Origin of the sequence: Pseudomonas sp. CAN1, from assembly GCF_030462585.1 — a bacterium.
Classification (GTDB): Bacteria; Pseudomonadota; Gammaproteobacteria; order Pseudomonadales; family Pseudomonadaceae; genus Pseudomonas.
In genome coordinates this window covers 50,832-62,803 of record NZ_JASMRU010000017.1, presented here as the reverse complement: position 1 = coordinate 62,803, position 11,972 = coordinate 50,832, and the positions used below count along the sequence as shown (strand labels likewise).

Below are 11,972 nucleotides of genomic sequence, written 5' to 3'. Positions count from 1 at the left end.
GTCGTTGATCGTCCGGGCCTTTCCTGAAGTGGCGTATCTGCTATCTTTCAGGCTTGAATATGGCCCTGGGCTGGTGCGCATTGTCGAACCGGGCCGAGGCGCCAACAACGCAGATGTTCTTCGCTGGCGGAATAGAAAAACTATCCATGACCACTCCGGCCTATCTCAACGCGCTGCGCGCCTTCGATGCGGCAGCGCGGCACCAGAGCTTCTCCGCCGCGGCGGCGGAGCTGAACGTCACCCCGGCGGCGGTCGGCCAGCAGGTGCGCAATCTCGAATCCTGGCTGGGCATCGCGCTGTTCTCCCGTGCCAGCAGCGGCAACGCGCGGCTGGTGCTGACCGATGCGGCGCGCGCGGCATTACCGGATATCCGCGAAGGCTTCGAGCGGCTGACGGTGGGGCTGGCGCGGCTGAAAGACGCTGGCGTGCAGGCCGGGCTGACCGTCACCGTGAGCCCGGCCTTTGCCGCCAAGTGGCTGTTGCCGCGCATCGAGCGCTTCCAGCAGGCCTATCCGGAGCTGGATGTGCTGCTGGACACCAACGCGCGTTCGGTGGACTTCCAGGCCGAGCGCATCGATGTCGGCGTGCGCTATGGCGGCGGGAAATGGCCGGGGCTGACGGCGGTGCGGCTGATGGACGAGGTAATGTTCCCGGTGTGTGCGCCGGACTTCCCGCTGCTCAAGGGCGGCAGGTTGACGGCCAAGGCGCTGGAGCGCTGCACGCTGATCCATGACCTGTCGATGGCCAGCGAGCCGGACTACCCGACCTGGCGCATGTGGCTGGATGCTTCGGGCTACCCGCAGATCAAGGCCAGCCACGGCCTGCGCATCAACAACTCGGCGGCGGTGCTGCAGGCGGCGATGGACGGGCAGGGGCTGGCGCTGGCGCGCAGCGTGATGGTGCGCGATGACCTGGCGGCCGGGCGGCTGATTCGCCCGTTCGCCGACAAGGGCCTGGATTGCCCGCTGACCCAGGCCTACTACGTGGTCTATCGCCCCGAGTGCGGCGAGCTGCCGAAGGTGCGGGCGTTCCGCGACTGGCTGCTGGACGAGGCCGGGGCGGTGGGATCAGAAGCCCAGGTCGGGTGACGCGTCCTTGACCCACAGGCGGGCGCCCCGTGTGCCCGCCACGCCGCTCAGCTGCGTGCCGGGCGGCAGGCGCAACCAGCTCAGGGGATGCAGGCGCTGCTCCTGCAGCGTCAGCCAGCCCTGCAGCACCAGTACTTCCAGCCCGCGCGGATTGGCCTGGCGCCAATGGCCGCCGGGTTCGATGGCCTGCAGCCAGACCTTCTCGTCAGTGTTTTCGAACAGCGGCTGGCCGTCCGCTGGCAGTGCCGGCACGACGACCTGCTGGCGGTCATGCTCGGGAAACTGGCGTAGCCGGACGAAGATCACGCAGCCCTCGGCCGAACCCGGCGTGTGGCGGCTGCCGGGCGGATTGCGCACGTAGGTGCCGGCCGGGTAGCGGCCGTGCTCGTCCTCGAAGGTGCCTTGCAGCACCAGGAATTCCTCGCCGCCGGGGTGGACGTGGGCCGTGAAGCGGCTGCCCGGTGCGTAGCGCACCAGGCTGGTGGCGCGGGCGTGCTCGCCGCCGACGCGGTACAGCGGCAAGCGATCCACGCCGGGTTGCGGGGAGGCGACCCAGGGCAGGGCGGCGCCATGGCGGATGGCCGGTTGCCCGAGGTCATCGTTGAGCCGTTCGACAATCACAGCTCGGCCCTGCCGCCATCGACGACTACTTCTGCGCCGAGCATGTAGCTGGAAGCGTCGCTGGCGAGGAACAGCACCGCGGCGGCGATTTCCTCGGGGCGGCCCATGCGGCCGATGGGCGCCTGCTTGCCGACCCGCTCGGCGTAGGCGCGGAACTCCGCTTCGCTCTGGCCGGGGCTGCGGTGGATCGGCGTTTCGATGGCGCCGGGGCTGACCGCGTTGACGCGGATGCGCCGCTCCAGCAGTTCCGCCGACAAGGTGCGGGCGAAGGAGCGCACCGCTGCCTTGGAGGCCGAGAGCAGCGCGCGGCCGGGCGCACCGACCTGGTTGAGCCAGGAGGTGTTGAGGATGATCGAGGCGCCGTCGCGCAGGATCGGCTCGACCGCCTGCACGGAGAAGAACAGGCCTTTGACGTTGATATCCATCAGCCCGTCGTACTGCTCCTCGGTGGTGCTCGCCAGCGGAGTTCCATAGGCGACGCCGGCATTGGCGAAGAGGATGTCCAGCGCGCCGAAGCGCTCGCGAACTGCATCGGCCATGTTCTGTAGCTGTTCGCTTGAGCGCACGTCGCAGACCAGAGTGTGCAGTTCCGGGCCAAGTTCCTGGCGGGCGATCTCCAGTCGTGCAGCATCGCGGCCGGTGATGACGACGCGGGCGCCGTGTTCGAGGAACAGCCGGGCGGTGGCCAGGCCGATGCCGGAGTTGCCGCCGGTGATGAGGGCCGTCTTGCCGTTGAGCATGGAAGTCTCCTGTCGAGTGGGAAGCCGGCGCAAGGCCGGCGCAGGAGCCATGATCGACAGGGGCGGGCAGGGTCGCGACCGATTAAATCTTCGCACCCGGCATAGAAAAGCTTTGTTGTGGAGGTCAGGCCAGCTTGTGTGCCTCGGTCTCCCAGGGCGCACCGCTGGCGAACGCTTCTTCGATCCAGGCCTTGAACGCTGCGCTGGTGGCCGAACCGTGGCGGGCGGAAGGGCGGACGAAGTAGATGCCGCCGGCGGCGTCCAGTTGCCACTCCGGCAGCACCCGCACCAGCCGGCCGCTGTCGAGGTCGTGGCGCATCAGCCACTCGCCGCCGGCGAGGATGCCCACACCCAGGCGTGCGGCGCAGAGCAGTGCCTCGTTGTCGTTGCTGATGAGGCTGCCGCGCACCCGTACCGTGTGCTGGCGGCCGTTGCGCGCAAGCTTCCAGTCGGGCCAGGAGTGCAGGCCGGTGAAGCCCAGGCAGTTGTGTTCGGCGAGCTGCGCTGGGGTCTGCGGCGTGCCGTGGCGCTCCAGGTAATCCGGGGCCGCGCAGAGGATGCGCCGCAGGTCGCATAGGCGCCGGGCGAGCAGGCGGCTGTCGGCCAGTTCGCCGATGCGGATGGCGGCATCGAAGCCTTCGGCGACGATGTCGACGAAGCGTTCGGCGTACTCCACTTCCAGCGTCACCTGCGGATGCGCCAGGGCGAAGCGCGCGAGGATCGGGCTCAGCCACTGGCGGCCCATGGCAGCCGGCAGCGCGATGCGCAGGCGCCCCTGCACCTGGGCGGCGCTGCGGGTTGCCTCGGCCTGCGCTTCGGCGATCAGGCCGGCGGCCTGGCGCAGCCGCTCCACCAGCCGCTGGCCCTCGTCGGTGAAGCGCAGCTGGCGCGTGGTGCGCTCTACCAGCCGCACGCCCAGGCGCTGTTCCAGGGCGCCGAGGCGCTTGGACAGCACCGAGGGGTGGCGTTGCAGCGCCCGCCCGGCGGCGGCGAAGGAGCCGTGCTCGGCCAGCCCCAGGAGGGTGGCGAGTTCGTCGGCCTGGCGACTATCGAACAGATCCATAGGGCTCCCGGTTCGGCGAATCCGCCGTGGCGGCGGGGATCATTCATGGTGTGAGGACGATGGCCCCTTCGGAGCGGCCTTCCTGCAGATCGGTGTGGGCCTGGGCGACCTCTGCCAGCGGGTAACGGCGCCACATGCGAGGCTGGATGATACCGTTTGCGACGGCTTGAAGGACGTCCTGCGCGCGCTGCTGGTATTCCTCCGCCGTGGCGGTGTGCGCGGCCAGCGACGGGCGGGTGAGGAACAGCGAGCCCTTGGCGTTGAGCGTGGCGACTTCCACGGCCGGCGGCGCGCCGGAGGCCATGCCGAAGCTGACCAGCAGGCCGCGCGGGCGCAGGCAGTCCAGCGAGGCCTCGAAGGACGCGCGGCCGATGGGGTCGTAGACCACGTCGACCTTCGCCCCGCCGGTAATTTCTCGGACCTGCTCGGCCAGCATCGCGGCATCGAACACCAGCACTTCATTGCAGCCCGCTGCACGGGCGCGTTCGACGCTCTGCGCCTTCGACACTACGCCGATGACGAAGGCGCCCAGGTGCCTGGCCCAGGGCACCATGAGCTGCCCCAACGCGCCGGCGGCTCCATAGATCAGCACGCGGGAGCCAGGCCCGACCGGCCAGGTGGTCTTGAGCAGGTATTGCGCGGTAATGCCCTTGAACAGCACGGCGGCGGCGTCTTCGAAGCTCACCGAATCCGCCAGCCTGACCAGGCGCTCCGCCGGGTAGAGCCGCGCGCTGGCATAGGCGCCGAGAGGCCCGGTGGCGTAGGCGACGCGGTCGCCGACCTGCACGTTGCTCACCCCGGCGCCGATGGCGGCCACCGTGCCGGCACCCTCCAGGCCGAGGGAGGAGGGCAGCGTGACCTTCACTGCCCCGGAGCGCTGGCTCAGGTCCAGTGGATTGACGCCGATGGCGGCCTGCTCCAGCCACACTTCGCCGGGCCCCGGCTGTTGCACCTCGGCCTGTTCGAGGCGCAGCACCTGCGGGCCGCCGAAGGCTTCGATGGATATGCGGTCGATCATGGTTGTCCCCTGACTGGTGATGGTGCCAACCAGTCTAGGGACATGATTCCAGTGCACCAGCCGGGGCTGATGCAGGACATCGCTGCACGGAGTGCAGTAATGCGTGGCGTTGGTTCAGGCGTTGGCGAGTTGGGCGAACGCCAGGTGGTAGCCGTTGCAGTCGCGCACGCCGAACTCGCGGGAGCCGTAGGGCATGTCCTGCAGCGGCCAGGCGATCTGCGCGTGGTCCTTCACCTGCTCGAAGTAGCCTTCGACGTCGACGATCTGGAAGTACAGCGTGCCGGAGCTGCCGACTGCGGCGGACCATAGATCGTGGGCGGTGAACAGCAGGCGGCAGTCCTGCAGTTGCACGGTCAGCGTGCCTTCGGCGGAGTCGCTGACGCTGAAGCCGAGGGTGTCGCGGTAGTGCTCGCGTGTCAGGTCCAGGTCGTGGCAGCGCAGCAGCAAGGTCAACGGCATGGGAGGCTCCGAAGGGCAGGCGTGGTTGGCGATCATCGCCTTTACGGGCTCACTGCGCCAGATAGGGCCCGATCTGCGCGGTGAACCAGTCGAGGAACACCGCCAGGCGTCGCGAGCGCTGGCGGCGGCTGGGGTAGAGCAGCGACACCGGCATTGGCGCCGGGCGGTGCTCGGCGAGCACTTCCACCAGCGCGCCGGCGTCGAGCAGGTGCTGCACGTCGAACAGTGGCACCTGGATCAGCCCCAGCCCCGCGCAGCAGCTGGCGATATAGCTTTCCACGTTGTTGACGATGACCCGGCTGGGCAGCTGGCAGCTCTGCTCGCGACCTTCGGCGGTGTATTCCCAGGGCAGCGCCTGGCCGCCGGGCAGCGGCGTGTAGCCGATGCACAGGTGGCCGTTGTGCAGCTCTTCGGGGCGCTGCGGATGGCCGTACTCGGCGAGGTACGCGGGGCTTGCGCAGTTCACCAGCAACACTTGCCCCAGCGGCCTGACCACCAGGCTGCTGTTGCTCAGCCGGCCGAAGCGGATCACGCAATCCACGCCTTCGCCCACCGGGTCGATGAGCCGGTCGGTGGAACCCAGCCCGAGCTGCAGGCGGGGGTACTGGCGGAGGAACTCCGGCAGTGCGGGAATCAACAGACGCCGGGCGATGCGGCTGGGCACGTCGACATCCAGGCGGCCGCTGACCTGCTGCGGGTGGGTCTGGAACAGCTGGTCGACCTCGTCGTACTCCTGCAACAGCTGGCGCGCGCGTTCGAGCAGTTGCAGGCCGTCGGCGGTCAGGCTGACCCGGCGTGTGGTGCGGTGCAGCAGGCGTGTGCCGACGCCGCTTTCCAGCTGCTGGACTGCCGCCGAGACGGTGGCGCGGGGCAGCTTGAGTACCCGCGAGGCCTGGATGAAGCTGCCCAGCTCGGCGACCTGGATGAAGATGCGGTATTGCTCGATGCGCTCCATTGAACCTCGGCAGAAGAGCGGCGCCGGTCGGGCGCAGGCACCCGGACCGGCGATCCCGGTGGGGAGTTACTTGGTGGTATAGCCGCCATTGATCAGCAGCGTCTGCCCGGTGATCCACCAGCCGTCGCTGACCAGGTGGCGAATGAAGGGCACCACGTCCTCGATGTCGGTCAGGCCGGTCTTCGAGAAGGGCGACAGGGCGGCGGCTGTCTTGTGGTAGTTCACCGCGTCCTGACCCTCAGCGGGGTAGAAGAACGGCGTATCCATCGGCCCCGGCCCCACCGCGGTGACGGAGATACCGCGCTCGCCGAGCTCCTTGGCGGCGGCGCGGGTGAAGTGCTCCACCGGCGCCTTGCCGCCGGCGTAGGCGGCATAGAACGGCGTGAAGGCGCCCAGCAGCGAGGTGACGAGGGTGCAGATCTTGCCGTTGTCGTTGAGGTGCCGGCCGGCTTCCTTGATGAAGAAGAACGCCGACTTGGCGTTCACCGCCATCATCTCGTCGTACTCGGCTTCGCTGATCTCGGCCATGGGCTTCTTCAGCACCTTGCCGACGGTGTTGATGGCGATGTCCGGCCTGCCGATGGCGGCGATGGTGTCGGCGAACAGTTTCTCCACCGCACCGGCGCGGGTCAGGTCGGCCTGCAACGCCACCGCTTTGGCGCCCAGTTGCTGCAGGGCGGCGACGGTCTTGTCGGCATCGGCCTTGCTGGCGGCGCTGTTGTAATGCACCGCCACGGCGGCGGCGCCGTTCCCGGCGAGGTCGCGGGCGATCAGCCCCCCGAGATTCTTCGCTCCTCCGGCGATGAGTACCACTTTCCCCTTGATCGAATGGTCAGCCATGGCGCTTGTCCTGCTTGGTTGAAGGCAAGCTGAGTCTAGAGCGGGATGCGACATGGATAATTCCCGTCGGGCGGGATGGACTGTCCAGCGGGGCTGGATAATCGCTGGGCAGCAGCAGGCTGCGCCATGGCGGAGAAGCTTGTGGGAATGCTCCGCTAATGCAACACTAATGTTGTCATTTGCGTGTGCGGCCATAGGCTTGGCTCATCCGGTCAGGAAGAGACGAGCTGATGAAGTTCAGCGAATTCAGGCGATGGCTGAAAGCCCAGGGGGTGACCTTCGAAGCGGGCAAGGGCAGCCACTTCAAGATCACCGCCCCCAACGGCAGGAAGACGACCTTTGCCGACCATGGAGCCAAGGAAATGCCCGAGGGAACCCGCCAGGCCATCATCCGGCAACTGGGCTTGTGAATGCATCGCCAGAGAGGGAGGCAACGATGTACGACTACGCCATACGATTCGAGGAAGACCCCAGCGCTGCTGGCCTCGCCGTGTATTGCCGCGATCTGCCGGAGCTCAACAGCTTCGGCGATGACCGTGCCCATGCGATCACGGAAACTCTGGATGCCATCGATACGACCCTGTCGCTTTACGTCGACGACCGCCGCGCGATTCCGCCGGCGAGCGCGGCTGAAGCCGGCGAGCACGTCGTGCACCTGCCGACAGTGACCGTCGCCAAGATCGTGCTGTGGAACGAGATGGTGCGGCGGGGCATGCGCAAGGCTGATCTTTGCCGGCTGCTGGAGGTGAATCCGGTGCAGGTGGACTTCCTGCACACCTCGAAGATGGAGCAGCTGGAAGCGGCGTTGGCGGCTCTCGGCCTGCGCCTGTCGGTCAGCGTGCTGGCCGCGGCCTGATGCGAATGAACCGGCGTGACGGCCGGTCCTTCTCCGTTTAGCTAGGGACGTAGGGCGCATAACGCGCCAGCGTTATCCGCCGTCGTGGTATCGGCGCATAACCCGTTCCGGGTTATGCGCCCTACGGGGGGAGGCGCTGGGTGGGTTCGCGAGCGAGCTCGCTCCTACGAGAAGCATGCCTCTACGCTCGGGGCGAGCGCAGCTTTTGGATCATGCCCACAGACACGGATGACCGCACAAACCTCGCCCTTGTCCCCGCACCGACGGCCATTTTTTTCTTAAGGTCCGAGCATATTTTTACTAATTTTCCTCGGCCCCAAGCTCACGCACCATGCGCCCGCCTTTCGAGCCATGAGTGAGCCATGAAAAAAACAACAAGCGCTTCCGATACTTCCTCGCCTGCCCATCAAGCCCAGAACAGCACCCCGTCGTCACGGGGCTTTCGCAAGTCACTGGGGATTCCCGCGCTGGTCCTTTTCGGGCTGGCCTACATGGTGCCGCTGGCGGTCTTCACCACCTACGGCCTGGTCACGCGGATGAGCATGGGCCACCTGTCCTCGGCCTACGTGTTCACCCTCGCCGCGATGCTGCTGACGGCCTACAGCTATGGCCGCATGGTGCAGGCGCACCCGTATTCGGGGTCGGTGTACAGCTACACGCGCAAGACCTTCGGCGCCGCATTCGGCTTCATGGCCGGCTGGACGCTGCTGCTCGACTACATCTTCCTGCCGCTGCTCAGCTACCTGCTGATCGGCATCTACATGGTCGACTATTTCCCCTCGGTACCGCTGTCGGTGTGGATTCTCGGCTCCATCGTGCTGGTGACTTTCCTCAACCTCATCGGCATCGAGTCGATCACTCGCGTCAACTGGGTGCTGATCGTCGCGCAGATGGTCTTCGTGGTGGTGTTCATCGCGCTCTCGCTGAGCCACCTGGGCCAGCAGGCGGAGCCGGTGGCGTTGGCGCAGCCGTTCTATGACGAGCACTTCAGCCTGCCGCTGGTGATGTCCGGCGCGGCGGTGCTGTGCCTGTCGTTCCTCGGCTTCGATGCGGTGTCGACCATGGCCGAGGAGACCCCCGAGCCGCGCCGGCAGATTCCCGCAGCGATCATGCTGGTGACCCTGATCGGCGGCGTGCTGTTCATCGTCATGGCCTACTTCGGCCAACTGGTGTTCCCCGAGTGGCAGGCGCTCACCGATGCCGACTCGGCGTCCCTCGACGTGCTGCGGCGCATCGGCGGCGAGTGGCTGGTGACCTTCTTCACCGCCACCTACGTGGCCGGTTGCTTCGCCTCGGCGATGGTGTCCCAGGCCAGCGTGTCGCGGGTGCTGTTCGCCATGGGCCGCGACGGTGCGCTGCCTCGCGTGTTCGGCAAGCTGGTGACGAAGAAACGCGTGCCGGCTACCGCGATCATGGTGATCAGCGCGCTGTCGCTGATCGCCCTGTTCGTCACCCTGGATACGGTGGCGAACATGATCAGCTTCGGTGCGCTGTTCGCCTTCTCGGCGGTGAACCTGGCGGTGATCAAGCACTACCTGATCGACCAGAAGCTCACCGGCAAGCGCAACTACCTGCGCTACGGCGCGCTGCCGGGGCTGGGCTTCCTCAGCACCATCTGGCTGTGGTCGAGTCTGTCCGGGCTGTCGTTCATGATCGGCTTCGGCTGGATGTGCCTGGGCTTCATCTGCCTGCTCAGCGCCACGCGGATGTTCCAGGTGAAGCTGCCGGACCTGCAGATGGCGGAGTGATCGCCAGCGATGACGGGCCGCAGTTTGCGCCCCGTCATCTGCTGCCGGGCGGAGTTTGATAATCTCGGGCTCCCCTGATTCGATGGCGGCCCAATCATGCCCAGCGACGCTCCGTTCCCCCAGTCGGTCGACAGCCCGATCACCCGTTGCGCGATCTTCCTCGTGGCCACCCTGGCGCCGGGCCAGCAGCCCTGGGGCGCCGTGCGTTCGCTTTGCGGTGACGTGGCAGCGCTGGTGCGCTCGGTGGGCAAGCGAGTGCCCAACGGCAACTTGTCCTGCGTGGTGGGCTTCGGCGCCAGTGCCTGGGACAGCCTGTTCGGCGCCCCGCGGCCGGCAGAGCTGCACGCCTTCCGCGAATTCGGCAGCGGCAAACGCATTGCGGTCTCCACGCCCGGCGACCTGCTGCTGCACATCCGCGCCGACCAGATGGACCTCTGCTTCGAGCTGGCGGCGCAACTGGTGGCGCGCATGGGCGAGGCGGTGACGGTGGTCGACGAGGTGCATGGTTTCCGCTACTTCGACATGCGCAGCATTATCGGCTTCGTCGACGGCACCGAGAACCCGGAGCAGCACGAGACAGCGCGCTTCACCCTGATCGGCGACGAGGACCGCGAGTTCGCCGGCGGCAGCTACGTGCTGGTGCAGAAGTACCTGCACGACATGAACGGCTGGAACCAGCTGTCCACCGAAGCCCAGGAACGCATCATCGGCCGTACCAAACTGGCCGATATCGAGCTGGCCGACGACGTGAAGCCGAGCTGCTCGCACAGCTCGCTGACCACCCTGGAGAAGGACGGCGAGGAGGTGAAGATCCTGCGCGACAACATGCCCTTCGGCCGCCCCGGCTCGGGCGAGTTCGGCACCTACTTCATCGGCTACGCGCGCTCGCCGGCGCCGGTGGAAGAGATGCTGGAGAACATGTTCGTCGGCCGCCCCGCCGGCAACTACGACCGCCTGCTGGACTTCAGCAAGGCCGTCACCGGCAGCCTGTTCTTCGTCCCCTCGGCGGACCTGCTGGAGGAGCTGGCCGACAAGGCGCCCTGATACGGTTCGCGCAAGCCTCGCCGGGACGGCGGGGCCATTCACGCAATACTCGAAACAAGGCAAGGGAGTGACCTGACATGAAGACCATTGATCGCGTTCTGCTGGGAGCAGGGCTGCTGATTCCATTCTGGCTGGCGATCGGCGTGGCGCTGACGGCGCTGGCCTATCCCGGCTACAGCCACATCGACCAGGCGATGAGCCAGCTGGGCGCCGAGGGCGCACCGACCCACGGCTTCTCCGCCTGGGTGAACAACTTCCCGCTGGGGGTGCTGTTCATTGCCTTCGCCATCGGCGTGGCGCGGCGTTTCGCCGGCTCGCGCCTGGCAGTGCTCAGCGCCGGGTTGATCCTGCTGCATGGCCTGGCCAGCTTTGCCACCGGGCACTTCTCCTGCGACCAGGGCTGCGCCCCGGCGCAGCCGTCGCTGTCGCAGCAGGTCCACAACCTGGCGGGCCTGCTGATGTTCCTATCGCTGACCCTGGCCAGCGCGCTCTGGGTCTTCCTCGGCAAGCGGCTGCTGGCGTCACCGCGATTCGCGCTGTTCTCCGCGCTTTGTGTGCTGCTCTCGATCGCGAGCGTGGCGATGATGGGCAAGGCGTTCGCCGCGGGGCACGGCTTCGGTCTCTACCAGCGACTGAACTACGGCGTGGCCGTGGTCTGGGTCGCCGTGCTGGCCGGCCTGGCGCTGCGCGATGGGCCGGCGGCAACGGAGTGATCAGCTTCCGCCGAGAATCTGTTCCAGCTGCTCCGGCCGGGGCGCGCCCTGCACCTGTTCCATGCGGCCCTTGTCGTTGAGGTAGAAGATCGACGGCGTGGCGTTGACGCCCATCTGGTCGGCCAGCGTCATGTTGGCATCGAGCTTCTGCTGGAGCGCTTCGGGAATCCGGCTGGTGGCCTTGAGCGGGCTGGATTTGCCGGCCAGCTCGTGGTCGTGCAGGGCCTTGGCCGGATCGGCGTCGGCGAGCAGGGTGGCGGCCTTGGCCAGGCTGTCGGGCTTGATGATGCCGACCATGACGTGGCGCAGCTGCACCTTGCCGCTCTCGACCCAGGGCCGAGCCTGCTGCCAGAACATCGTGCAGTAGGGGCAATTGGGATCGGTGAAGACGTAGACGATGCGTGGCGCATCGGCCTTGCCGTCGGCGATCCAGGTGGAGCTGGCCATCTTCGCCCACATCTCCTTGGCCATGGGCGCGAACACCAGGCGCTCCAGCGGTTCGCGGCTGAGGTCGTTGCCTTGCGCATCGAACAGGCGGCCACTGAGGACGTGCTTGCCATCCGCAGTGAGGTAGAGGGCCATGGCCTGGCCTTCGTACTCGGCGGCGTAGCCCTTGAGGCCGTCCGGCGCGTCGAACTGGCCGATGACGCGGGCGCCCTTGGATTCGACCATGCGGATCGGCGCCGGCAGGTCTTCGGCGGCCTGGGCGCTGCCGAGTCCGAGGGCGATGAGCAGGCCGAAGGGGAGCGGGTTTGCAAGCTTCATGGAATGCCTCTGATGGGAGTATCGGTTGTCGTTGTGAGCAGGTTCTGCAGGGTTGCGTGACC

The 11,972-nt window shown here is 67.2% G+C and carries 14 protein-coding genes; 6 read left to right on the top strand and 8 right to left on the bottom strand.

Annotated features, from left to right (window positions below; translation table 11 throughout):
- Nucleotides 1-146 precede the first annotated feature (146 nt).
- Entirely contained in the window at nt 147-1,088 is a 942-nt protein-coding gene (gcvA, locus tag QO207_RS20585) for a transcriptional regulator GcvA (protein WP_301534172.1), read from the top strand.
- Here the strand turns inward: gcvA and QO207_RS20580 are convergent.
- The 7 genes from QO207_RS20580 to QO207_RS20550 form a co-directional block, all read right to left on the bottom strand.
- Nucleotides 1,068-1,709, bottom strand: a complete 642-nt coding sequence (locus tag QO207_RS20580) for a cupin domain-containing protein (protein WP_301534171.1) — start codon at nt 1,707-1,709, stop codon at nt 1,068-1,070. The genes gcvA and QO207_RS20580 overlap by 21 nt on opposite strands.
- On the bottom strand, nt 1,706-2,449 hold the full coding sequence (locus tag QO207_RS20575) for an SDR family oxidoreductase (RefSeq protein ID WP_301534170.1): 744 nt from the start codon (nt 2,447-2,449) through the stop codon (nt 1,706-1,708). The genes QO207_RS20580 and QO207_RS20575 overlap by 4 nt, the downstream gene beginning before the upstream one ends.
- Before the next feature lie 124 nt (nt 2,450-2,573).
- The gene (locus QO207_RS20570; protein ID WP_301534169.1) at nt 2,574-3,512 is read right to left on the bottom strand and encodes a LysR family transcriptional regulator; all 939 of its coding nucleotides are present in this window, start codon (nt 3,510-3,512) and stop codon (nt 2,574-2,576) included.
- 43 nt (nt 3,513-3,555) lie between these two features.
- Nucleotides 3,556-4,530 carry a quinone oxidoreductase gene (locus tag QO207_RS20565; protein WP_301534168.1) on the bottom strand — a complete coding sequence of 325 codons (975 nt, stop codon included), beginning with the start codon at nt 4,528-4,530 and terminating at the stop codon, nt 3,556-3,558.
- 114 nt (nt 4,531-4,644) lie between these two features.
- Nucleotides 4,645-4,989 (bottom strand): VOC family protein, encoded by a 345-nt coding sequence (locus QO207_RS20560; RefSeq protein WP_301534167.1) that lies wholly within the window; start codon nt 4,987-4,989, stop codon nt 4,645-4,647.
- A 49-nt stretch (nt 4,990-5,038) separates the two neighbouring features.
- Complete coding sequence (locus QO207_RS20555) at nt 5,039-5,944, bottom strand: LysR family transcriptional regulator (protein WP_301534166.1); 906 nt, start codon at nt 5,942-5,944, stop codon at nt 5,039-5,041.
- Nucleotides 5,945-6,010: 66 nt separating this feature from the next.
- Complete coding sequence (locus QO207_RS20550; RefSeq protein WP_301534165.1) at nt 6,011-6,784, bottom strand: SDR family oxidoreductase; 774 nt, start codon at nt 6,782-6,784, stop codon at nt 6,011-6,013.
- A 230-nt stretch (nt 6,785-7,014) separates the two neighbouring features.
- Here QO207_RS20550 and QO207_RS20545 point away from each other — a divergent pair, with 230 nt between their 5' ends.
- The 5 genes from QO207_RS20545 to QO207_RS20525 all read left to right on the top strand — a co-directional run bounded on the left by QO207_RS20545 (nt 7,015) and on the right by QO207_RS20525 (nt 11,145).
- Complete coding sequence (locus tag QO207_RS20545; RefSeq protein WP_301534164.1) at nt 7,015-7,194, top strand: type II toxin-antitoxin system HicA family toxin; 180 nt, start codon at nt 7,015-7,017, stop codon at nt 7,192-7,194.
- 26 nt (nt 7,195-7,220) lie between these two features.
- The gene (locus QO207_RS20540) at nt 7,221-7,640 is read left to right on the top strand and encodes a type II toxin-antitoxin system HicB family antitoxin (protein ID WP_301534163.1); all 420 of its coding nucleotides are present in this window, start codon (nt 7,221-7,223) and stop codon (nt 7,638-7,640) included.
- Nucleotides 7,641-8,002: 362 nt separating this feature from the next.
- Nucleotides 8,003-9,388: an APC family permease gene (locus tag QO207_RS20535; RefSeq protein ID WP_301534162.1), complete on the top strand. Its 1,386-nt coding sequence runs from the start codon at nt 8,003-8,005 to the stop codon at nt 9,386-9,388.
- 96 nt (nt 9,389-9,484) lie between these two features.
- Nucleotides 9,485-10,432: a Dyp-type peroxidase gene (locus tag QO207_RS20530; RefSeq protein ID WP_301534161.1), complete on the top strand. Its 948-nt coding sequence runs from the start codon at nt 9,485-9,487 to the stop codon at nt 10,430-10,432.
- Nucleotides 10,433-10,509: 77 nt separating this feature from the next.
- Entirely contained in the window at nt 10,510-11,145 is a 636-nt protein-coding gene (locus QO207_RS20525; protein ID WP_301534160.1) for a DUF998 domain-containing protein, read from the top strand.
- On the opposite strand, the gene dsbG is transcribed toward QO207_RS20525, so the two are convergent.
- Nucleotides 11,146-11,910 (bottom strand): thiol:disulfide interchange protein DsbG, encoded by a 765-nt coding sequence (gene dsbG, locus QO207_RS20520; protein ID WP_301534159.1) that lies wholly within the window; start codon nt 11,908-11,910, stop codon nt 11,146-11,148.
- Nucleotides 11,911-11,972: the final 62 nt, after the last annotated feature.